This is a genomic window from Hydrogenophaga sp. (assembly GCF_035481345.1).
GTDB lineage: Bacteria > Pseudomonadota > Gammaproteobacteria > Burkholderiales > Burkholderiaceae_C > Hydrogenophaga.
Map to the genome: position 1 here is coordinate 1 of NZ_DATIGV010000041.1, position 22469 is coordinate 22469.

Here is a 22469-nt window from a genome sequence, read left to right on the forward strand (position 1 = left end):
ACCTGAAGGTCTCGGTGGTGAGCACCGCCAAGTACTTCGTGCCGCGCCAGCTCGGCCGCTTCTGCCACAAGCACCCGGCCATCGACGTCGCGCTGGAGGTGCTCAACCGCGACGGCGTGGTGCAGCGCATGCGCGACAACCTCGACGACCTCTACATCATGTCCATGCCGCCCGCCGACCTCGCGGTCGAGGGGGAGGTGTTCATGGCCAACCCCCTGGTCGTCATCGCAGCGTCGCGCCACCCGCTCGCCCGCACCCGGGGCCTCACGCTGCGCGGGCTGGCCGATCAGCGCTTCATCCTGCGCGAGCGCGGCTCGGGCACGCGCATGGCGGTCGACCGTTACCTGCGTTCGCAGCGTTTCGCACCGGACGTGCGCATGGAGCTGGGCAGCAACGAGGCCATCAAGGAGGCGGTCGCCGGCGGGCTTGGCCTGGGCGTTATTTCCCAGCACGCGCTGCATGGCCATGCGCGCGAGCACGGTGTGGTGGTGCTCGACGTGCAGGGCTTCCCCATCGCGTCGCAGTGGAGCATCGTCCACCTCGCGGGCAAGCGACTGTCGCCGATCGCCCTGGCCTTTCGCGATCACTTGCTCAGCCAGCCGCGCTGAGGCCGCCGGCGCAGCGGCTGCGCGGCGCGCGAGGCATGCCCGGGGCACGGACGCGGCGCGGACGCACCCGCGGGTCTTTCATGCGCCCGCAGTTGCGAGTGGCTATCATTTGCCGAGACAGCCCCCAGCGCGCCCGCGGCGCCTTGCGTGCACCGCGCCGTGCGCGCCCTCCAAGCACTTTCCCATGCCCGACTCCGATCGATCGCCCGCGCCCCCGTCTCACCGTCCCTGGGCGCGTGGCCTGCTCTGGCTGGGCCTGCTGCTCATCGTGGGCGTGGCGGCCTGGTGGTTCCTGCTGCGCCCGCCGCAGACGCCGCCGCCCGCGCCCAACCAATGGCGCGGTCCGGTGGCCGTGCGCGTGGAGCCCGCCCGCACCGAGGACTTCACCGTGCAGGCACGCGCCGTCGGCACCGTGGCGCCGTACAACACCGTGGTCGTGCGCAGCCGCGTCGATGGCCAATTGGCGCGCGTGCTGGTGCGCGAAGGCCAGCGCGTCGCGCGCGGCCAGTTGCTGGCCGAGATCGACCCTGAGCCGCTGCGCGTGGCGCTGGCCCAGGCCCAGGGGCAGCAGCAGCAGAACCTGGCCCAGTTGCGCAACGCCGAGAGTGAACTCGCGCGCTACGAACAGCTCTTCACGCGCGACGCCATCGCCCGCCAGCAGCTCGACCGCCAGGCCGCGCTGGTGCAGCAGCTGCGCGGCACGCTCAAGGCCGACCAGGCGCAGGTGGACAACGCGAAGCTGCAGCTCTCCTACACGCGCATCGAGGCGCCCATCGCCGGCCGCGTGGGGCTGCGCCGCGTGGACGCCGGCAACCTCATCGGCGCCAACGACACCAACGGCCTGTTCACGCTCACGCAGACCCAGCCCGTGGCCGTGCTCTTCAGCGTGCCCGAACCGCAGGTGGCGGACGTGCGCGCCGCGCACGCCGAGAAGACCGCGCCCGTGGTCGAGGCCTGGGACCGCGACAACCGCACGCGCCTGGCCACCGGCCGCCTCGACACGCTGGACAACCAGATCGACGCCGCCACCGCCACCCTGCGCCTGAAGGCCCGCTTCGAGAACGCCGACGACGCGCTGTTTCCCAACCAGTTCGTCAACGTGCGCCTGGCGCTGCGCGAGCTGCCCGGCGCCGTCACCATTCCCACCGACGCCGTGCAGCATGGCTCGCGCGGCAGCTACGCGTACGTGATCGCCGACAACAAGGCCCGCGTGCGCGACCTGACACTGGGCCCGGCCAGTGGCGGGCGCACCGTGGTGCTCAAAGGCTTGACGGCCGGCGAGCCGGTGGTGCTCGAAGGCCTGGACCGCCTGGAGGACGGCCGCGCGGTGAACGTGGTGCAGGCCACCGAGCTGCCGGCGAATTCGCCGCTCGCCCCGGACGCCGCCGCGCCCCGCTGAGGACGCCATGTCCGCCGCGCCCTCGCTCTCGCGCCCCTTCATCCTGCGGCCGGTGGCGACCTCGCTGCTGATGCTGGCGGTGCTGATCGCCGGCCTGCTGGCCTGGCGCCAGTTGCCCGTGTCCGCGCTGCCGCAGGTGGACTACCCGGTCATCCAGGTCTTCACCTTCCAGCCCGGCGCCAGCCCCGACGTCACTGCGCGCACCGTCACCGCGCCGCTGGAGCGCCGGCTCGGGCAGATCCCCGGCCTGGCGCAGATGTCGTCCACCAGCTCGGGCGGCGCCTCCGTCATCACCATGAAGTTCGCACTGGCCGTGGACCTGGGCGTGGCCGAGCAGGACGTGCAGGCCGCGCTGCAGAGCGCCAACAGCCTGCTGCCGTCCGACCTGCCGGCCCCGCCCATCTACCGCAAGGTGAACCCGGCCGACGTGCCCATCCTCACGCTCGCCATCAGTTCGGAAACGCTGCCGCTGCCGCGCGTGGTCGATCTGGTGGACGCGCGCATGGCGGGGCAGCTCTCGCGCCTGCCCGGCGTGGGCCTGGTCAGCCTGGCGGGCGGGCAGCGCCCGGCCATCCGCGTGCAGGCCAACAGCCGCGCGCTGGCCGCCAACGGGCTCACGCTGGAAGAGCTGCGCACGGCGATTGCCGCCGCCAACAACAACCAGCCCAAGGGCAGTTTCGACGGTGAGTTGCGCAGCACCATGCTGGACGCCAACGACCAGTTGCGGTCGGTGGCCGAGTACCGCCGGCTCATCGTCGCCTGGCGCGACGGCGCGCCGCTGCGCCTGGGCGACGTGGCCCAGGTGGCGGAGGGCGCCGAGGACCGCTTCCTCGCCGCCTGGGCCGGCATGGCCTGCGCCGAAGGGCAGAGCGCCAACTGCGGCCTCGCGCCCGCCGTGCTGCTCAACATCCAGCGCCAGCCCGGCGCCAACGTCATCGCCGTGGCCGACCAGGTGCGCGCGCTGCTGCCGCAGCTCACGGCCACGCTGCCGGCCACGGTGAAGGTGCAGGTCGTGTCCGACCGCACCGAGAGCATCCGCGCCTCGGTGCGCGACGTGCAGAAGGAACTGCTGTTCGCCATCGCCCTGGTGGTGCTGGTCACCTTCGTCTTCCTGCGCACGCCGGCGGCCACGCTCATTCCCAGCGTGGCCGTTCCACTCTCGCTGGTGGGCACCTTCTCGGCCATGCTGCTGCTGGGCTACTCGCTCAACAACCTCAGCCTCATGGCGCTCACCATCGCCACCGGCTTCGTGGTGGACGACGCCATCGTCATGCTGGAGAACATCGCGCGCCACCTCGAGGAAGGCGCGGGCCCGATGGAGGCCGCGCTCAAGGGCGCCAGCGAGATCGGCTTCACCCTGGTCTCGCTCACCGTCTCGCTCGTGGCGGTGCTGATCCCGCTGCTCTTCATGGCCGACGTGGTGGGCCGCCTGTTCCACGAGTTCGCGGTCACGCTCGCGGTGGCCATCGCCATCTCGCTGGCGGTCTCGCTCACGCTCACGCCCATGATGGCCGCGCGCATGCTGCCGCGGCCACCCGCACACGGCGAGCGGCGCGACTGGTTGAGTGGAACGATCGATCGCTACGGCCGCTGGCTCGACTGGGTGCTGGCGCGCCAGCCGCTCGCGCTGCTGGCCATGGCCGCCACGCTGCTGCTCACGGGCCTGCTCTACCTCATGGTGCCCAAGGGCTTTTTCCCGGTGCAGGACGCGGGCGCCATCCAGATCGTCACCGAGGCGCCGCAGAGCGTGTCCTTCGGCGCCATGGCCGAGCGCCAACAGGCATTGGCCAAGGCCCTGCTGGACGAGGCGCCCGTGCAGAGCATCGCCTCCTACATCGGCGTGGACGGCAGCAACGCCACGCTCAACAGCGGGCGCATGCTCATCACGCTGGCCCCGCACGCGCAGCGCGGGGTCTCGGCGGGCGATCTCATCGAACGCCTGCGCGAGACCGCGCGTGGCGTGGGCGGCATCCAGGCCTGGTTCCAGCCCGTGCAGGAGCTGAGCCTGGAAGACCGCATCAGCCGCACGCAGTACCAGTTCACGCTCAGCTCGCCCGACAGCGCGCTGCTGGCCGAGTGGAGCGAGCGCCTGCTGCAGGCCTTGCAGCAGCGCCCCGAACTGGCCGACGTGGCCGGCAACCTGCAGCGCGAAGGCCTGCAGGCCTACCTGGAGGTGGACCGCGACGCCGCCGCGCGCCTGGGCCTGCGCATGAGCGACATCGCCTCCGCCCTGCAGAGCGCCTTCGGCCAGCGCCAGGTGAGCACCCTGTTCACGCACGCCAGCCAGTACCGCGTGGTGCTGGAAAGCGACGACGCCGCGCGCGGCGGGCTGCAGGCGCTGGAGGGCGTGTACGTGCGCCCCGCGAACGGCGCGAACGGCGCGAACAGTGCCAGCAATCCGAACGGCTCGAACAGTGCAAACGGTGCGGCCCCCGTGCCGCTGTCGGCCGTGGCGCGTGCGGTGGAGCGGCGCGCGCCGCTGGCCATCGAGCACCAGGGCCAGTTCCCCGCCGCCACGCTGTCCTTCAACCTCGCGCCCGGTCACTCGCTCGGCGAGGCCGTGGCCGCCATCGAAGCCGTGCAGGAACAGATCGAGCTGCCCCTGGCCGTGGAACTGAGCTTCCAGGGCGCGGCCGAGGGCTTTCGCAGTTCGCTGGCCAACACGCTGTGGCTGATCCTCGCGGCCGTGGTGGTGATGTACCTGGTGCTCGGCATGCTCTACGAGAGCGCGGTGCACCCGCTCACCATCCTGTCCACGCTGCCCTCGGCCACCGTGGGCGCGCTGGCCGCGCTGCTGCTGGCGGGCCGCCCGCTGGACATGATCGCGGTGATCGGCATCGTGCTGCTCATCGGCCTGGTGAAGAAGAACGGGATCATGATGGTCGACTTCGCGCTCGACGCGCAGCGCCGCCTGGGCATGAGCCCGCGCGAGGCCATCCACCGCGCCGCGCTGCTGCGCTTTCGGCCCATCCTCATGACCACGCTGGCCGCGCTGTTCGGCGCCGTGCCGCTGATGCTGGCCAGCGGATCGGGCGCCGAGCTGCGCCAGCCGCTGGGCATCGTCATGGTGGGCGGCCTGATCCTGAGCCAGGTGCTCACGCTGTTCACCACGCCGGTGGTCTACCTGGCCTTCGACCGGCTGGGCCGCCGCCGCGCCAGGCGCACAACGGGCGCCTGAACGCCATGCACGCGCTGGCCCGCTTCTTCATCCGCCGCCCCGTGGGCTGCGCGATGCTGGCCATCGCCATCGTGCTCACCGGCCTGCTGGCCCTGCGCCTGCTGCCGGTGGCGCCGCTGCCGCGCGTGGACTTTCCCGTCATCGTGGTGCGCGCCAGCCTGCCCGGCGCCAGCCCCGAGAGCATGGCCGCCACCGTGGCCGCGCCACTGGAGCGCTCGCTCGGCAGCATCGCCGGCGTCACCAGCATCCGCTCCAGCAGCAACCAGGGCAGCACCAACGTCACCCTGCAGTTCGACCTGAGCCGCGACATCGACGAGGCCGCGCGCGAGGTGCAGGCCGCCATCAACGCCGTGCGCGGGCAACTGCCCTCGGGCATGACGGGCAACCCGACGTTCGTGAAGGTGAACCCCTCGCAGGCGCCCATCATGGCGCTGGCCTTGTCCTCGCCGCGCCTGCCGTCCTCGGCGCTGTACGACAACGCCTCCACCGTGCTGGCGCAAAAGCTCGCGCAGGTGGCCGGCGTGGGTGAGGTCACGGTCGACGGCTCCTCGCTGCCGGCCGTGCGCGTGCAACTGCAGCCGCAGGCCCTGGCGCACCGCGGCCTGTCGCTGGACGAGGTGCGCCGCGCCATCGCCGACGCCAACGCCTGGCGGCCCGTGGGCCTGGTGGAGCGCGACGCGCAGCGCTGGCAGATCGCGCTGCCCGATCCGCTGCGCACGGCGGCGGATTTTTCGACGCTGGTGGTGCGCAACGAGGGCGGCGCCCTGGTGCGTCTGGCCGACGTGGCCGAGGTCACCGACTCCGTGGAGAACCGCTACACCGCCGGCTACCACAACCACCGCCCGGCCGTGGTGCTGCTGGTGAGCCGGCGCCCCGGCGCCAACATCGTGCAGACGATCGACGCCATCCACGCGCAACTGCCGCAACTGCGCGCCCTGCTGCCGGCCGATACCGAGCTGCGCGTGGTGATGGACCGCTCGCCCGGCATCCGCGCCACGCTGCGCGAGGGGCGCTTCACCCTCATGCTGAGCTGCGTGCTGGTGATGGCCGTGGTCTGGGCCTTCCTGGGCAGCCTGCGCACCGCGCTCATCCCCGCGCTGGCGCTGCCGGTCTCGCTGGTGGGCGCGCTGGCGGCCATGTGGTGGCTGGGCTTCTCGCTCAACAACCTGTCGGTGATGGCGCTCATCGTGGCCGCCGGCCTGGTGGTGGACGACGCCATCGTGGTGCTGGAGAACATCCAGCGCCACATCGAACGCGCACGCGCCGCCATGGCCGCCGCCGGCCAGCGCGAGGTGGGCCGGCGCACCGTCTGGCGCGCCGCCTTCGCGGGCGCGGGCGAGGTGGGCTTCACCCTGCTGGCCATGAACCTGGCGCTCATCGTGGTATTCATCTCCACGCTGTTCATGGGCGGGGTGGTCGAGCGCCTGTTCCGCGAGTTCTCGCTCACGCTGGTGGCGGCCATGCTCATCTCGCTGGCGGTGTCGGTCACGCTCACGCCCGCGCTGTGCGCGCACGGACTGCCGGCCGGCCCGCGCACGCGCGCCCCGGGGCCGCTGGCGCGCCTCATCGCCACCGCGCTGGCCGACGTGCAGGCCGGCTACGCGCGCAGCCTGGCCTTCGCGCTGCGCCACCACTGGCTCACGCTGTTGCTGCTCGCGGGCACCGTGGCGCTCAACGTCTGGCTCTACGTGGCCATCCCCAAGGGCATGCTGCCGCAGCAGGACACGGGGCAGCTCAGCGGCTTCGTGCGCGGCGACGACGGCTTCTCCTTCCAGGGCATGCAGCCCAAGGTGGAGGCCTACCGCCGCCTGCTCGTGGCCGACCCGGCCGTGGCCGACGTCACCGGCGTGAGCGGCGGGCGCACCGGCACCAGCAACTCCTGGTTCCGCATCCGCCTCAAGCCCCTGGCCGAGCGCGGCGAATCGGCCGACGCCGTGGTCGCACGCCTGCGCCGCGCCGCGCCGCCCATCGCGGGCGGCATCCTGTTCGTCTCGGTCGATCAGGACATCCGCCTCTCCGCGGGCGGCGGCGATGGCGAGTACGTCTTCGTCATGCGCTCCGATTCCCTGGCCGACCTGCGCCAGTGGACCAAGCCCGTCGGCGAGGCCCTGCGCGCCCTGCCCGAACTGGCCGACGTGGACTTCGGCGTCGGCGAGGACGCGCAGCAGGTGGTGCTGCAGGTGGACCGCGAAGCCGCGCGCCGCCTGGGCGTCGGCATGGACACGGTGACCACCGCGCTCAACAACGCGTTCTCTCAGCGCCAGGTGGCCACGCTGTACGACGCGCTGAACCAGTACCGCGTGGTGATGGAGGCCGACCCGCGCGGCAACAGCGAACCCAGCGCGCTGGAAACCGTGCAACTGCTCAACAACGCGGGCGAGCGCGTGCCGCTCAGCGCCATCGCCACGTGGCAGTACGGCCTCACGCGCGACCGCGTGCAGCACGACGCGCAGTTCGCCTCCGCCAACATCAGCTACGGCCTGGCGCCGGGCGTGAGCCTGCAGCAGGCGCAGCAGGCCATCGAGCGCGCCGTCAACGGCCTGCTCCTGCCCACCAGCATCTCCACCGGGGACCGAGCGAGCGACCCGAACAGCCTGCAGGCCACGCTCAAGCGCCAGCCCTGGCTCATCCTGGCCGTGCTGGTCACCGTCTACCTGGTGCTGGGCATGCTGTACGAGAGCCTGCTGCACCCGCTGACCATCCTGTCCACGCTGCCCTCGGCCGGCGTGGGCGCGCTGCTGGCGCTGCGCATCTCCAACACCGAGTTCAGCCTGATCGCGCTGCTGGGCCTGTTCCTGCTCATCGGCGTGGTGATGAAGAACGCCATCCTGATGATCGACTTCGCGCTCGCCGCGCAGCGCCAGCGCGGCCTCGTGCCGCGCGAGGCCATCCACGAGGCCGCGCTGCGCCGCCTGCGCCCCATCCTCATGACCAACCTGGCCGCGCTGCTGGGCGCCGTGCCGCTGGTGATGGGCCTGGGCGAGGGCTCGGAGCTGCGCCGCCCGCTGGGCATCGCCATCATCGGCGGCCTGGCGGTGAGCCAGTTGCTCACGCTCTACACCACGCCGGTGGTCTACCTGATGCTGGAACGTTTGCGCGCGAAGCTGAATCCGCCGCCCGCACACGAGCCCGCTGCCACGCCCGCCTGACGCCCATGCCCGCTTCGTTCCCGCTCCCTTTCTGGTCGCCTCGCTTCGTGCTCGCGGCGCTGCCCTTGTTGCTGGCCGCCTGCGCCAGCGGCACGCGCGAGCCGCCCGCCCCGCGCATCGACTTGCCCGCCGGTTTCCAGTACGCCGCCGCCGAGAGCCGCGCACCCGCCGCGCCCATCGACCCCGAGTGGTGGCGCGCCTATGGCGACCCCGAACTCGACGCGCTCTTGCGCCGCGTGGCCGAGGCGAACCCCGAACTCGCGCAGGCCGAGGCGCGCTGGCGCCAGGCCCTGTCTCAGGTGGACGCGGCGCGCGCGTTGGCAATGCCGCAGCTGGGCGCGGGCGTCGGTGTCACGCGCAGCGGTGGCGGTACCACCAGCAGCGGCGCCAGTGCCGGCACGCGCCGCCTCTACGACGCGGGCCTGGACCTGTCGTGGACGCCCGACCTCTGGGGCCGCGCCGCGCGCGAGCGCGAGGCCGCCGCGGCCGGCGCCGACGCCCAGGCCGCGCTGCTCGATGCCGGCAGCCTGGCTTTGCAACTGGCCGCCGCGCAAGGCTACGTGCGCCTGCGCGCGCTCGACGCCCACCTGGCCCTGCAGGCCGAGGCCGACGTGGCCTACGCGCGCTCGCTGCAGATCACGCGCCTGCAATACGAGGCCGGCCTCGTCGCGCGCGCCGACGTCATCCAGGCCGAGACGCAACTGCAGTCGCTGCGCACACAGGTGTTCGCCATCGCGCGCCAGCGCGCGCTGGAGGCCAACGCCCTGGCGCTGCTGGCCGGCGCCACGCCCTCGGACTTGCCCATCGCCCCGCGCGAAGGCGCCTTGCCTGGCGTGCCGCCGGTGCCCGCGGCGCTGCCCGCGGAGCTGCTGCGCCGCCGCCCCGACCTGGCCGCTGCCGAACGCGCGCTGGCCGCCGCGCACGCCCGCCTCGGCATCGCGCAGACGGCCTGGCTGCCGGACCTCTCGCTCTCGGCCAGCGTCGGCTGGCAGGCGTCCAGTTTCGCGCGCCTGCTCGACACGCCCTCGCGCGTGTGGTCGCTGGGCCCGCGCCTGGCGGCCACGCTGTTCGACGGCGGCGCGCGCCGCGCCAACGAGGCCCTGTTCAGCGCGGCCTACGACGAGCAAGCCGCGGCCTGGCGCGCGGGTGTGCTGTCGGCGGTGCGCGAGACCGAAGACGCGCTCGCGCAACTCGCCACCCTGGCCGAGCAGGAACGCCAGCAGGCGCGCCTGGTCGAACTGGCCAACGAGAACGAGCGCGTGGTGGGCTACCGCTACGAGGCCGGGGAGATCAGCTTCCTGGAAGTGGCCACTGCGCAGAACCTCGCGCTGTCGGCGCGCCGCGCCGCGCTGGACGTGCGGGCCGAGCGGCTGGCGGCGAGCATGGCGCTGGTGGCCGCGCTGGGCGGTGGTTGGCAGGCCCCCTGACCGCGCGAGAACGCACCATGGAACTGAGACAACTTCGCTACTTCGTCCGCATCGTCGAGCTCGGCTCCATGAGCCGCGCCGCGGCCGAGCTCGACATGGTCCAGTCCGCGCTGAGCCAGCAGATCAGCCGGCTGGAGGGCGAGCTCAGCACGCGCCTGCTGCAGCGCACGCCGCGCGGCGTGCTGCCCACCGAGGCCGGCATGGCCTTCTTCCGCGAGGCCAAGCTCACCCTGCGCCACGCCGAACAGGCCGCGCGCGCCGCGCAGGCCGCGCGCCTCTCGGGCTCCGTCAGCGTGGGCCTGGCGCCCACCACGGCCGCCGTGCTGGGCCTGCCGCTGATGCAGGCCATGCGCGAGCGCTACCCCGACGTGCGCCTGCACCTCGTCGAGGGAATGTCCGGCCACCTCTCGGCGCAACTCAAGGCGCGCGAGCTCGACCTCGCCGTGCTGTTCGACCCGCACGCGGGGCAGGGCGTGCCCACGCCCGGCGACCGCCTGATGGACCGCCAGCCCCTGTTCACCGAGGACATCTTCCTCATCACGCAAGCCCGGCGGCGCCAACGCAAACGCCTGAGGCTCGCCGACCTCGGCGACGAACCCCTGATCCTGCCCACGCACCCGCACGGCCTGCGCCTCACGCTGGACGCGGCCTTCCAGCGCGCGGGCGTCCGCCCCCAGGTGGTGATGGAGGTGGACTCCCTCTCCATGGTGATGGCCGCCGTGGATGCCGGTCTGGGCAGCAGCCTGCAGCCCTACGCGGCCGTGCACGGCTTCCCCGATGCGCAACAGCGCTTCCGCCTCTCGCTCATCGACGACGCCCAGGTGCGCCGCACCAACCTGCTGTGCAGCCTGAGCGAGGACGAACTGTCACCCGCGGCCCTGGCCACGCGCGTGGTGGTGGTGGACTGCGCCAAGCGCCTCATCGAAGGTGGTGCCTGGCCCGGCACGCAGCTCTGGGTTCACGAAAACTGATGCCCCCATGTCGCGCGCCCGCTTCCCGGGCTCGCGCGGCCTGCCTAGAGTGCGGCCCAGTGCTGGCGGAGGGCGCCGGCCGTCCTTGAACGACTCCTCCACGAGGCTGGTTTGGAACCCGATGTCCTGGTCATCGGCGGCGGCAACGCCGCCCTGTGCGCCGCGCTCATGGCCCGCGAGGCGGGCGCGAGCGTGCTGCTGCTCGAAGCCGCGCCGCGCGCCTGGCGTGGCGGCAACTCCGCCCACACCCGCAACCTGCGCTGCATGCACGACGCCCCGCAGGACGTGCTGGTCGACGCCTACCCCGAAGAGGAGTACTGGCAGGATCTGCTCAAGGTCACCGGCGGCATCACCAACGAACACCTGGCGCGTTTGACCATCCGCGCCTCGTCCACCTGCCGCGACTGGATGCGCCGCCACGGCGTGCACTTCCAGCCGCCGCTCTCCGGCGCGCTGCACGTGGCGCGCACCAACGCCTTCTTCATGGGCGGCGGCAAGGCGCTGGTCAACGCCTACTACCGCAGCGCCGAACGCCTGGGCGTGAAGGTGCGCTACGAAGCGCCGGTCGACCGCATCGAGCTGAAGGACGGCCGCTTCGTCGCTGCGCTGTTGCGCAACGGCGAGCGCATCCGCGCGCGCGCCTGCGTGCTGGCGGCCGGCGGTTTCGAATCCAACCGCGACTGGCTGCGCGAGGCCTGGGGCCAGAACGATCGCGGTGAATGGCCGGCCGACAACTTCCTCATTCGCGGCACGGCCTTCAATCAGGGCGTGTTGCTCAAGCACCTCATCGAGGACCACCACGCCGAGCGCATCGGCGATCCCACGCAGGCGCACATGGTCGCCATCGACGCGCGCGCGCCGCTCTACGACGGCGGCATCTGCACGCGCATCGACTGCGTGTCCCTGGGCGTGGTGGTGAACCGCGAGGCGCGCCGCTTCTACGACGAGGGCGAAGACTTCTGGCCCAAGCGTTACGCCATCTGGGGTCGCCTCGTGGCCCAGCAGCCCGGGCAGATCGCGTACTCGATCATCGATTCCAAGGCCATCGGCCGCTTCATGCCGCCCGTGTTCCCGGGCGTGAAAGCCACCAGCCTGCCCGAACTCGCGCGCCAGATCGGCCTGGACGAGGCCACCTTCATGCAGACCCTGACCGATTACAACGCCGCCTGCCGCGTGGGTCGCTTCGACCACACCGCGCTCGACGACTGCCACACCGAGGGCGTGTTGCCCGCGAAGACGCACTGGGCCCGCCCCATCGACACCGGGCCGTTCTCCGCCTACGCCCTGCGCCCCGGCATCACCTTCACCTACCTGGGCCTGAAGACCGATGACACCGCCGCCGTGCGTTTCAACGACGCGCCCAGCGACAACCTCTTCGTGGCCGGCGAGATGATGGCCGGCAACGTGCTCGGCAAGGGCTACACGGCGGGCGTGGGCATGTCCATCGGCACCGCCTTCGGGCGCATCGCGGGCACGCAGGCCGCCGCCGCCGCGCGCAAACAAGGGGCGCAACGTGCAAGCGCTTGAAGCCCTCACGCGCGACGCGCGCAACCTCGCCCAGGGCGAGCCGGTGCCGGTGTCTGAACCCGAGGCCGAGGTCGCGCGCCAACTGCAGATCTGCAACGCCTGCCGCTACTGCGAAGGCTTCTGTGCCGTCTTCCCCGCCATGACGCGGCGCTTGGAATTCCCCAAGGCCGACGTGCATTTCCTGGCCAACCTGTGCCACAACTGCGGCGCCTGCCTGCACGCCTGCCAGTACGCACCGCCGCACGACTTCGCCGTCAACCTGCCGAAGGCCATGGCCCAGGTGCGCGGCCAGACGTACGCCGACTACGCCTGGCCGCCCGCGCTCGGCAAGCTCTACCAGCGCAACGGCCTGGTGCTGTCGGTGGCGCTGGCGCTGGGCCTGGCGCTGTTCCTGCTGCTGGCCGCGGCCACGCAAGGCGCGCTGTGGGCCGATGCGCCGCGCGGCGACTTCTACCGCGTGTTTCCGCACAAGCTGCTGGTGTCCATCTTCCTGCCGGTGTTCGCCTTTGTGGTGTTGGCGCTGGGCATGGGCGTGCGCCGCTTCTGGCGCGACATCAAACCCGTGACCGGTGGTGTGGACGTGCAGACCCCCGCCGCCGCCGAGGCCACGCACGACGTGCTGCGCCTGAAGTACCTGGACGGCGGCCACGGCGAGGGCTGCCACAACGAGGACGACGCCTACACCCTCTCGCGCCGGCGTTTCCACCACTTCACCTTCTACGGCTTCCTGCTGTGCTTCGCGGCCACCAGCGTGGGCACGCTGTACCACTATCTCTTCGGTTGGGTCGCGCCGTACGACTTCCCGAGCCTGCCCAAGCTGCTGGGCGGCACGGGCGGGCTCATGCTGGTGCTGGGCACGGCCGGTCTGTGGCGCCTGAACCGGCGGCGCGATCCCTCGCACGGTGACCTGGCGCAAAAGCCCATGGACCTGGGCTTCATCGCGCTGCTCTTCCTCACCAGCCTGAGCGGCCTGCTGCTGTGGTGGGGGCGCGGTACGCCCGCGATGACGCTGCTGCTGTGCGCGCACCTGGGCGCGGTGATGGCGCTGTTCGCGACACTGCCCTATGGCAAGTTCGCTCACGGGGTGTTCCGCACGGCCTCGCTGCTGCGGCACGCGGTGGAGAAGCGGCTGCCGAACCCGGTGGGTCTGGGGGCGGATTGAACGATCAGGCCTTCCGGGTCTTCATGACGAGATGGATGGCCCTCGCCACGAAGTAGCCGCTGAGCAGCCCGTAGATGGCAGACAAGGCGATGAGGAACAGCGCTGACGCGATGGCCTCGGCCTTCATGGCGAGCATCACGGCATAGGCGTACTTGGCCAGGAAGATCGCCATGATCACGGCGAGCGGGGTCCAACTGCCGGGAATGAAGAACGCCTTCTCGGTGGCGTCGTACATCACGCGATCATCCCGAAACCATCGGTAGCCCACGAAGCCCGCCACTGCCAACCCGGCGACCCAGGCCAGCAGCGGCAAGGGCCGAAGGCCGAAGCTGGACTGGATGCCCGCCAGCGAGAGGGCCACCATGCCGGCAGGCAGCAGCAGTGCGGGCAGCTTTCTCACGCGGCGCGTTCTGGTCTGCATGAGGCCGAACGCCAGCAACACCAGGAACAGCACGAAGACCCAGGCGGGTGTGTGGGACAGGATCCGGACCATGGCGGTCCTCCCTCACTGCGGGCTGGCGGTGAGCCGGGCCACGGCACGGCGTGTCAGCGGCGCCACCACCAACACCACCGGAAAGGCCACGAGCCATGCGCTCAGCCAGGCGCTGACCCACAGGCTCGCAAACCCATCGATGAAGCCGACGGCTCGCAAGGTGGAAATGCCCGATACCAGCAGCGACATCAGGCCCGACAGGATCAGGCCAAAGAGGGCCGGTGCGAATTTGGCGGGAAGCATTTGAAATCTCCTTCAACAGGTGTGGTTCAGGCCGCAACCGCCACGCGGGTCAGGCTGTGGGCGACGTGTCGGCCAAACATCCGCGCGGTCTTCACGTCGCCTGGCACGAACGAGTCTGCCGGCGCCGCGTGCCCTGCCTGAGCCATGAGCCCCGACCACGACCCCAGCCGGTTGGCGGCCTCGTCGTAGGGTACGCCGCTGTGTTGCTCGGGCAGGATGGGGTTGCCGACCCACAGCATGCCGTGCTGCATGCTGAAGACGAACATCGACAGCAGGGTCGATTGCTTGTCGCCCGACGGCAAAGAAGACACGGTGAACCCCGCAGCGAGTTTGCCCTTGAGTTGCTGGGTGCGCCACAGTCGGCCCGTCGAATCCATGAAGCCCTTGAACGGCCCCGAGACGCCGCCGAGGTAGGTGGGGGAACCGAAGACGAAGCCGTCGTACCCGATCAGTTCGTCGGGCGTGAGGGCAATGTCTTCCGCCTTGATGAGGCGGGCATCGACGCCGCCGATGTCCATGGCGCCGATGCGCACCAGCCGCGCGATGTGTTCGGTGTGGCCGTGGGCGCTGTGATAAATGATGGCGAGCTTGCTCATGTGGGTGGCTCCGGAAGGGTGGAGGGACTTCGGGGGATGAGAGGCCTTCGTCGAGAAATCCCGATCGAGGAAGGCGTGGATCAACGGGCCGTGGCCAGGGCAGCGGCGGCGAGGTACAAGCCGGCGCCGAACACGGCGTGGTTGGCCAGATTGCGCAGGCAGTTCTTCAGCGGTGTTGGCGTCTTTAGGGCGAGGAAGCCCGCACCCATGGCCGGTTGCATCACCAACCACGGCGCGGCCACGGTGGCGACCCCGATCAGCAGGGCCGGCCGGGCCGTCGGTTGCGCCAGCCACTCCCCGCCCGCCACGGCAACGAGCAATGCTGCGTAGGCGATGCCGATGAGGTAGTGGGTGAGCCAGCCCAGGCCGTTCTCAAACGGCACGGGCGCCGCTTTCGCGATGGCCGCATGGGCAAAACGCCCCCGGGCGACATGCCCCACCCAGCGCCCGACCATGGCGAAGCCGGCGGTGGGCACGCCCAGGCGGGCCAGTATCAGCAACCACACGTCCATCACGGCCGTGGCGCCGATGCCGACCAGCACGATGGGGACAACGAGGGAGAAAGAAGGCATGGGAATCTCCAGGAACCGATTGACTGCAATTGACTTTTGAACGTGATGGAGAAAGCATAGAAGTTGAAGTCAACTTCAAGTCAAGCGGTTTTTATGGACATCTCCGAAGTCGCCAGAAAATCTGGCGTGGCCGCCTCGGCGCTGCGCCACTACGAACGCAAAGGCCTCATCCATGCCTTGACATCGGCGGGGACGCGGCGCCGCTTCTCGCCCGCGGTGCTGGACCAGCTGGCGCTGATCGCCCTGGGGCAGGCCGCCGGGTTCTCGCTGGACGAGATCCGGGAAATGTTCACGCCCGGTGGCGCGCCGCAGATCGACCGGGCCGTGTTGTCGTCCAAGGCCGACGAGCTGGAGCGCATGGTCAAGCGGCTGAAGACCATGATCGAAGGCTTGCGGCACGCCGCGGCATGCCCCGCGCCGAGCCACGCGGAGTGCCCGTCATTCCAGCGGCTGCTGAAGGCCGCTTCGGCGGGCGCGTTGGAAAACCGCCAGCGGTACAGGCCACTGCGCCACGGCGCTTGAGCCCACCGTGCTTGCCCGATCCTCTTCCATGCTTGCCTGAACGCGGCGCGGGCGGTCGACGCCGTTGCGCCCGTGCCCTAGAGTCGCGCCATGGCCGAGATCGACCGCTCCTCCGACGCACCGGCATTCGCCATGACCGCCGACATCGCCCCCCGCATCGCCGCCATGCGCCCCCTGGTGGAGCGGCACGCCACGCACGACGGCATGTTTCCCACGCCCATCCCGGGGCTGCAGCTCATCCGCGCCGGCGCGCCCAGCGAACCGCTCGGCGTGATGTACCGCCCCTCGCTGTGCCTGCTGCTGGCCGGGCGCAAGCGCGTGTTCCTGAGCGACCAGGTCACCGAGTACGGCGAGCGCTGCCACCTCGTCGTCTCGCAGGACCTGCCCCTCGTCGGCCAGGTCATCGAGGCCACGGCGGCAGACCCCTACCTTTGCCTGCACCTGCGCATCGAACAGACCGAGGTCAGCCAGATGGTTCTGGACCACGGCTTGCCGCGCGAGCCGGCCGGGGCCTGCGCGCCCGCCGCGCGCGGCCTGTACACCGAGCCCTCCACCGTGCCGCTGGCCGATGCCCTGCTGCGCCTGGTGCAACTGCTCGACACACCGGGCGACGTCGCCGCGCTCGCGCCACTGATCCGCCGCGAGATCCTGTACCGGCTGCTGTCCTCCCCCAACGGCTGGCGCATCGCGCGCACCGCCCAGGCCGACTCCGGCGACCAGCGCATCGCGCGCGTCATCGCCGTCATGCGCGCGCGTTTTCGGGAGCCGCTCGGTGTGCCCGAGCTGGCCGATATCGCGCACCTGAGCCCCTCGGCCCTGCACCAGCACTTCAAGGCGGTGACCTCGCTCACGCCGCTGCAGTACCTGAAGCAACTGCGCCTGCAGGAGGCGCGCCGACTGCTCGTCACCGCCGACATGGACGCCGCCTCTGTCGCCTTCGACATCGGCTACGAAAGCCCCTCGCAGTTCAGCCGCGAGTACGCGCGCCAGTTCGGCGAGCCCCCGCGGCGCGACAAGCAGCGCCTGCTGGACGCCGGCGCCTCGCGCTGGTTGTCGTAGCGCCATCGCGCGCATCGCGCACAAACGGGCAAGCGCCCACGGGTTTTGGGCAAGGCGTCGGGCGCATGGGCTCCTAGAGTGGGTGGCTTCACCAGCCACCTTTTGAAGGAGCCCATTCGATGAACACCTCGATCACCTGGCGCGGACTGGGTCTGGCCCTCGCGGGCAGCGCCGCGCTGGCGGCCAGCGCCCACGCCAACCCCACGTCGCCCCCGGCCGAGAACAGCGCCCGCTACGAGCGCGGCCTGCAGGTGCTGCGCGAGCTCAACAACGGCCAGCCCCAACCCGTGTTCGAGGCCATGCGCCAGGAATTTCCGTTCCTGGCCGAGAGCACGGCCTCGTACGCGTTGGGCGACGTCTGGGGCCGCACCGTGCTCGACCCCAAGACCCGGCAGCTGGCCGCCTCGGCCGCCTTCGCGGCACTGGGCCTGCGCGGCTTCTTCAAGACCCACGCCGGCTACGCGCTCAACCTCGGTGCCACGCCCGACGAGCTGAAGGAAATCGCCTACCTGATCACTGTTCCCGCCGGCTTCCCGCGCGCCATCGAAGCCTCGCAGACCCTGCAGGAGTTGTTCAAGGAGCGCGGCCTGGCCACGGCACCCGCGGACCGGCCATGAGCCGCGCGCGTATGCGACTGGCGTTGCCCCTCTTCACCTTTCTTTTGCCCTCGCTGCTCATGGCCCGACCACTGCCCCCCGCCATTCAGGTCCCCGGACAACCCGGCCCCGACCACCACGACGATCCCGCGCGCCACCCCTGGCTCGGCCTATGGGTGACGGACGACGGATACATCCGCCACGAACTGCTGCCCAATGGCCGCTACGACGAAGAGCGGGGCGGAAGGAAGAGCGCGTACCAGGGGCGCTACTGGGTGCGCGGCGAGCGCATCTGGTACGTGGACGACACGGGCTTCACGGCGGATGGGCGTTTCGTGGGTGGGGTGTTCCATCACGGGGGCTACGTGTTTCTGCGGGTGGGTCGGTAGCCGCACGCTTCGGCTGCGAGCGAAGCATCCGGCCCCTGATGGGCGTCAACATCGGTGGCATCGCGCCACTTCGCCAGCAACCCGTGCACGCACCCTCCAACTTCCTCGGCCCCTCGGTCGTCCGCGCGACGTTCATCATGGCCATGTTCGGCTGGGGCGTGGGCTTCTACGGCCCCCCGATCTTTCTGCACACGGTCGTGCAGCGCACCGGCTGGTCGCTGGCCCTGGTGAGTACCGCGATCACCGTGCACTACCTGTTCGGCGCACTCGTCGTCTCCCGGTTGCCTGTTCTGCATCGGTCGCTGGGTGTCGGGCCAACGGCGGTGATAGGCGCCGTGTGCACGGGGCTGGGCGTGCTGGGCTGGTCGGTCGCGGGCACGCCATGGCAGCTGATGGCTTGCGCGCTCGTCAGCGGTGCGGGCTGGGTGACGATGGGCGCGGTGGCCGTGAACGCCGCCATCGCACCGTGGTATGTGCGAGACCGTCCGATGGCGCTGGCCAAGGCCTACAACGGTGCCAGCGTCGGCGGAGTGGTGTTCGCGCCGCTGTGGGTGCTGTTGATTGCCCACTGGGGCTTCACGGCCGCGGCCATGGCCATCGGGCTGGCGATGGTCGCCGTGATGACCGCGCTGGCGCGCGGGGTGTATGCCAGGACGCCTGAGCGGCTCGGTCAGCATCCAGATGGCATCGCGCCGTCTGCCGCCGCGGCAGGCGTCGCGTCGGTCCCGGTGCGCGCGCTGACCGGCCGGCTGTTGTGGCGCGACCGCGGCTTCGTCACCTTGGCCCTGGGCATGGCGGTGGGCCTGTTTGCGCAGATCGGCCTGCTGGCGCATCTCTTCTCACTGCTGGTCCCTGCGCTGGGCGCGCAAGCCGCCGGCCTTGTGATGGGCTTGTCGACCGCCTGCGCGATGGGCGGGCGCCTCGTCGTGGCGAGGATCTTGCCCTCGGGTGCCAACCGCCGCACCGTCGCTGCGCTGGCCTACGGTGTTCAACTGGTGGGTACGGTGACGCTGCTGCTGGCGGGCGAACAACACACCGTGTGGGTCCTGCTCGGCACGGTGCTGTTCGGCTTGGGCATCGGCAACGCGACCTCGCTGCCGCCGCTCATCGCGCAGGCGGAGTTCGCCAGGGAAGACGTGCCGCGGGTGGTGGCGCTGATCGTGGCGCTGGCGCAAGCCACCTACGCGTTTGCGCCGGCGGCATTCGGACTGGTGCTCGCTGCATCGGCCGCCGAGGGCATGCGGATGGGCTCCGGCACTTCGCCGTTCTTCCTGGCCGCGGCGGCGATCCAGGGCGCTGCGATCGTCTGCTTCCTGGCAGGGCGCAGAGCAAGCTGAGCGCGGCCCTGTCAATCCCGGCAGTAGCCTTCCCCCGCGCGAACCATCAGGCAGTCCTTCTTCCCGGCCAGCCACTTCATGCCCGTCTGCTCGCCGTTGCTGGCGCGAAGTGTTTCCCATCTCCCGTCGCGTTCGAACTCGATCTTGTCGCCTGCCGCCCGGCCGACAAAGGTTCGCGGTCCGTCCAGGTTCTGCACGGTGACATCGTAGTGACCGCTGCCGCCCGTGATGCGAACGAAGGTCCCCTCGGGCCCGTTCCACTGGCCGATCCATTGGTCGGTGACGGGCGCCGGAGGCGGTGCCGCGGGCGCGGAGGGCGAGGCCGCGGGCGCGGGCGCGGGGGCCGGCTCGGGTGATGTGGTGGGTGCGGGGGCGGTCGTGGCGGCGGTGTCACGGTCTCCGCAGGCCGCGAGCGACAGGGCCGCCGCCAGGGCCGCTGCCAGGTACCGGGGCGATGAGGTGTTCATGGGACCAGTGTGCCGTGGTGCCCGCCCGATGAGAAGCGAAGGCCGCTCATGCCCCCAGTCATTCCTTTGGTCATCCCCGGCCGGAGTTGGTTGCTCCCGCAACATCTAGACTGCCGTGCTTCTCGGCGGGCCGCATGTTTCCGCCGTGTAGCGCTATTGTTTTCATAGGGAGGCGATCCAGTGAACCGGTGTCACAAAACGGTATGGAACGCGGCGCTCGGCGCCAGCGTGGCAGTGGCAGAAAACGCGAGCACACCGCGCAGCAGGGCGCGCGGTTCGGCGCGAGCGCTTGGCGGCGTGGCATTGGCCTTGGCCGGCTTGGCGGGCAGCGGCATGTCGCAGGCGGCCACATTCACGGCCTCCAATGAAGCCGAATTGATTGCCGCGATCAACGCGGCGAACGCGAGCACGGACCCGAGTTCCACGATCAACCTGGTGGGCTCTTTCACCCTCGCGACGGCCCTGCCGCCGGTTCGGGGCAACGTGGCACTCGTCCCCGGGGGCGGCACTTTGACGGTGGAGTCTGCCGCCGGAGCCGCGCTGACGTTCGAAGCCGGGGCGGACTTCGGCACCCTTGGCGGTTTGCAGGTGGGTCAAACGGCTGGCACCACAGGCGCTTTGACCGTTCAGGGTTCGGGCACCACGGTGATGGCGACCGTGCTTCAGGGCGTTTCGGGACAGGCCCGCATCCGTGTGTTGGACGGGGGTGTGCTCACCTCGACGGGCCCGTCGGGCATACGGCTCGGCGGCACATCAGCAGCGGTATCCAACGGCGGGGTTGCCGATGTGCTCGTCAGCGGTGCCGGCTCGATATTGCGCTCCTCGGTCCTGTATATCCATCAGCGCGGCACGCTGGAGGTGTCCGAGGGAGGCACGCTGGAGGGGGCTGTCCTTCATCTGGGCTCCATGCCAGGCGGATTCACCGGGTTGATCACAGGGGCCGGCTCCCGACTGATGTCGACCACCGTCACCATCAACCTGGGTGCGTCGGGCTCGGCGACGCTGACCGTGGCCGACGGGGCGATGGTCTCCGCCAACAGCGGGGCTTCCGCGATCAACCTCGCGGCCAACGGCGGCGGCTCCGCCGTGTTGAACATCGGTGGCGCCGTGGGGCAGGCCGCGGTGGCACCGGGTGCGGTGATCGCCTCTGCAGTGAACGGCGGCGCCGGCACGGCGGTGCTCAACTTCAACCACAACGCCAGCGCCTATGGCTTTGCCCCGGCCATCACCGGCAGCACCAGCGTGAACCACGTGGGCAGCGGCGTGACGACGCTCACCGGCGCCAGCACCTACGGCGGCGCGACGACCATCACCGGCGGCACGCTGCGCGCGGGCGTGGCCAATGCCTTCAGCGCCGCCTCGGCCCATACGGTCGGCGCCACGGGCACGCTGGACGTCGGCGCCTTCAACCAGACCCTGAGCGCGCTGAACAACGCCGGCACGGTGTCGCTGTCGGGCGGCACGCTCACGATGACGGGCGCCTACGTGGGCAATGGCGGCACGCTGCAGTTGGGCGGTGGCCGCCTGGTGCTCGATGGCGCGGCCGCCAGCGCCAGCGGCAATACGCTGCTGCGCATCACCAACTTCGATGCCCTGGGCGCCGAGACCACGGGCAACGGCATCGAGGTCATCACCGCCACCGGCGGGGCCACCACCACCGCGCAGACCACCAAGGACGCCTTCCGCCTGGCCGGTGGCGTGGTGGGTGGAGGCGCCTACCAGTACCGCTTGTACGCGGCCGACGCGAACGGTGCGGGCGAGAACTGGTACCTGCGCTCCGAGGGCTACCGCGCCGAGGTGGCGCTGTACGCCGTGGTGCCCGAGCAGTTCCGCGCGCTCGACATCGCCATGCTGGCCAACCGCCAGCAGCGCATGGGCGAGTCGCGCACCGCCATCGACGCCGACGGCCGCGAGCGCCAGGCCTGGGGCCGCGTCTTCAGCGTGGACCGCGACATCGCCCAACAGGGCACCGTGAGCCCCACGAGCAACGGGCGCCTGAACGGATTTCAGACCGGCACCGACCTGTGGACCAACGCGAATTGGCGCGCCGGTCTCTACCTGGGCCAGCTCGAGGGCGACATGGCCGTGCGCGGCCAGGAAAGCGGTGCCGCGAACTACTCGTCGGGCCGCAACGACCTGCGCAGCCAGTACCTGGGCGGCTACGCCACCTGGCAGCGCGACAGCCTGAGCCTGGACGCCGTGCTGCAGCTGGGCCGCCACCGCTACACCGCCACGCCCGCCGAGGGCGAGTCCAGCGCGGGCAAGGGCGACAGCCTGATGGCCTCGCTGGAAGCGGCCCAGGGCTTCGCGCTCTCGACGCGCTGGCAGATCGAGCCTTCGGTGCAGGTGGCCTACCAGCACCTGAGCCTGGACGACACCGGCCTCGGCGGCGCCACGGTGCAGCAGGACACCGACGGCAGCTGGATCGTGCGCGCTGGCGTGCGCGTGAAGGGTCTGTTCAACGCCGGCCCGGGCGCCCTGCGTCCCTACGCCAGCCTCAACCTCTACAAGCGCAGCAACAGCACCGACGTGACGCGCTTCGCCGGCGGAGTGGGCGGCACCGACATCAGCAGCCGCACCGGTGGCAACAGCGGCGAGCTGAGCCTGGGCACGAGCTGGCAGCTCAGCCCGCGCACCAGCCTGTACGGCGAGCTGAGCCAGCTCTGGGAACTGGGTGGGGGCGCGCGCACCGACAGCGGCATCAGCGGTGGGGTGGGGGTGCGGGTGCTCTGGTGACGCCGTCCTGCACGGGCGCGCGGCCGTTCGTACCCGCG

The 22469-nt window shown here is 71.0% G+C and carries 19 protein-coding genes; 14 read left to right on the top strand and 5 right to left on the bottom strand.

The annotated features are described in order from the left end of the window. The 8 genes from VLG41_RS03935 to tcuB all read left to right on the top strand — a co-directional run. The coding region (locus VLG41_RS03935; RefSeq protein WP_325348093.1) for a LysR substrate-binding domain-containing protein at positions 1-608 on the top strand (608 nt) is incomplete at its 5' end. Between the two features lie 184 nt (positions 609-792). Beyond that, entirely contained in the window at positions 793-2007 is a 1215-nt protein-coding gene (locus VLG41_RS03940; RefSeq protein WP_325348094.1) for an efflux RND transporter periplasmic adaptor subunit, read from the top strand. A 7-nt stretch (positions 2008-2014) separates the two neighbouring features. Continuing rightward, positions 2015-5185, top strand: a complete 3171-nt coding sequence (locus tag VLG41_RS03945) for an efflux RND transporter permease subunit (protein ID WP_325348095.1) — start codon at positions 2015-2017, stop codon at positions 5183-5185. Between the two features lie 5 nt (positions 5186-5190). Continuing rightward, complete coding sequence (locus tag VLG41_RS03950; RefSeq protein ID WP_325348096.1) at positions 5191-8334, top strand: efflux RND transporter permease subunit; 3144 nt, start codon at positions 5191-5193, stop codon at positions 8332-8334. 5 nt (positions 8335-8339) lie between these two features. Further along, positions 8340-9761: an efflux transporter outer membrane subunit gene (locus VLG41_RS03955; protein ID WP_325348097.1), complete on the top strand. Its 1422-nt coding sequence runs from the start codon at positions 8340-8342 to the stop codon at positions 9759-9761. A gap of 17 nt (positions 9762-9778) precedes the next feature. Further along, positions 9779-10732 (top strand): LysR family transcriptional regulator, encoded by a 954-nt coding sequence (locus VLG41_RS03960; RefSeq protein WP_325348098.1) that lies wholly within the window; start codon positions 9779-9781, stop codon positions 10730-10732. Between the two features lie 111 nt (positions 10733-10843). After that, positions 10844-12259 carry an FAD-dependent tricarballylate dehydrogenase TcuA gene (gene tcuA / locus VLG41_RS03965; protein ID WP_325348099.1) on the top strand — a complete coding sequence of 472 codons (1416 nt, stop codon included), beginning with the start codon at positions 10844-10846 and terminating at the stop codon, positions 12257-12259. Next, positions 12246-13421: a tricarballylate utilization 4Fe-4S protein TcuB gene (tcuB, locus tag VLG41_RS03970; RefSeq protein ID WP_325348100.1), complete on the top strand. Its 1176-nt coding sequence runs from the start codon at positions 12246-12248 to the stop codon at positions 13419-13421. The genes tcuA and tcuB overlap by 14 nt, the downstream gene beginning before the upstream one ends. Before the next feature lie 4 nt (positions 13422-13425). On the opposite strand, the gene VLG41_RS03975 is transcribed toward tcuB, so the two are convergent. The 4 genes from VLG41_RS03975 to VLG41_RS03990 all read right to left on the bottom strand — a co-directional run bounded on the left by VLG41_RS03975 (position 13426) and on the right by VLG41_RS03990 (position 15325). Beyond that, positions 13426-13914, bottom strand: a complete 489-nt coding sequence (locus VLG41_RS03975) for a DUF6622 family protein (protein WP_325348101.1) — start codon at positions 13912-13914, stop codon at positions 13426-13428. Positions 13915-13926: 12 nt separating this feature from the next. Further along, positions 13927-14157: a DUF2798 domain-containing protein gene (locus tag VLG41_RS03980; protein ID WP_325348102.1), complete on the bottom strand. Its 231-nt coding sequence runs from the start codon at positions 14155-14157 to the stop codon at positions 13927-13929. Between the two features lie 26 nt (positions 14158-14183). After that, positions 14184-14753 (bottom strand): flavodoxin family protein, encoded by a 570-nt coding sequence (locus tag VLG41_RS03985; RefSeq protein ID WP_325348103.1) that lies wholly within the window; start codon positions 14751-14753, stop codon positions 14184-14186. A gap of 80 nt (positions 14754-14833) precedes the next feature. Further along, positions 14834-15325, bottom strand: a complete 492-nt coding sequence (locus VLG41_RS03990; protein WP_325348104.1) for a DUF2938 family protein — start codon at positions 15323-15325, stop codon at positions 14834-14836. Between the two features lie 93 nt (positions 15326-15418). On the opposite strand from VLG41_RS03990, the gene VLG41_RS03995 reads away from it, so the two are divergent. From VLG41_RS03995 to VLG41_RS04015, 5 genes are all read left to right on the top strand, one after another. Further along, positions 15419-15847 carry a helix-turn-helix domain-containing protein gene (locus VLG41_RS03995; RefSeq protein ID WP_325348105.1) on the top strand — a complete coding sequence of 143 codons (429 nt, stop codon included), beginning with the start codon at positions 15419-15421 and terminating at the stop codon, positions 15845-15847. Between the two features lie 90 nt (positions 15848-15937). Further along, complete coding sequence (locus VLG41_RS04000) at positions 15938-16906, top strand: AraC family transcriptional regulator (protein ID WP_325348106.1); 969 nt, start codon at positions 15938-15940, stop codon at positions 16904-16906. Positions 16907-17025: 119 nt separating this feature from the next. Beyond that, the gene (locus VLG41_RS04005) at positions 17026-17523 is read left to right on the top strand and encodes a carboxymuconolactone decarboxylase family protein (RefSeq protein WP_325348107.1); all 498 of its coding nucleotides are present in this window, start codon (positions 17026-17028) and stop codon (positions 17521-17523) included. Positions 17524-17582: 59 nt separating this feature from the next. Next, positions 17583-17891, top strand: a complete 309-nt coding sequence (locus VLG41_RS04010) for an Atu4866 domain-containing protein (RefSeq protein ID WP_325348108.1) — start codon at positions 17583-17585, stop codon at positions 17889-17891. A 137-nt stretch (positions 17892-18028) separates the two neighbouring features. Beyond that, positions 18029-19228 carry an MFS transporter gene (locus VLG41_RS04015; protein ID WP_325348145.1) on the top strand — a complete coding sequence of 400 codons (1200 nt, stop codon included), beginning with the start codon at positions 18029-18031 and terminating at the stop codon, positions 19226-19228. Between the two features lie 11 nt (positions 19229-19239). Here VLG41_RS04015 and VLG41_RS04020 read toward each other — a convergent pair whose 3' ends face one another. Then, positions 19240-19695 carry a hypothetical protein gene (locus VLG41_RS04020; protein ID WP_325348109.1) on the bottom strand — a complete coding sequence of 152 codons (456 nt, stop codon included), beginning with the start codon at positions 19693-19695 and terminating at the stop codon, positions 19240-19242. A 234-nt stretch (positions 19696-19929) separates the two neighbouring features. Between VLG41_RS04020 and VLG41_RS04030 the strand changes: the two genes are divergently transcribed. Next, positions 19930-22431 (top strand): autotransporter domain-containing protein, encoded by a 2502-nt coding sequence (locus VLG41_RS04030; protein ID WP_414652434.1) that lies wholly within the window; start codon positions 19930-19932, stop codon positions 22429-22431. Positions 22432-22469: the final 38 nt, after the last annotated feature.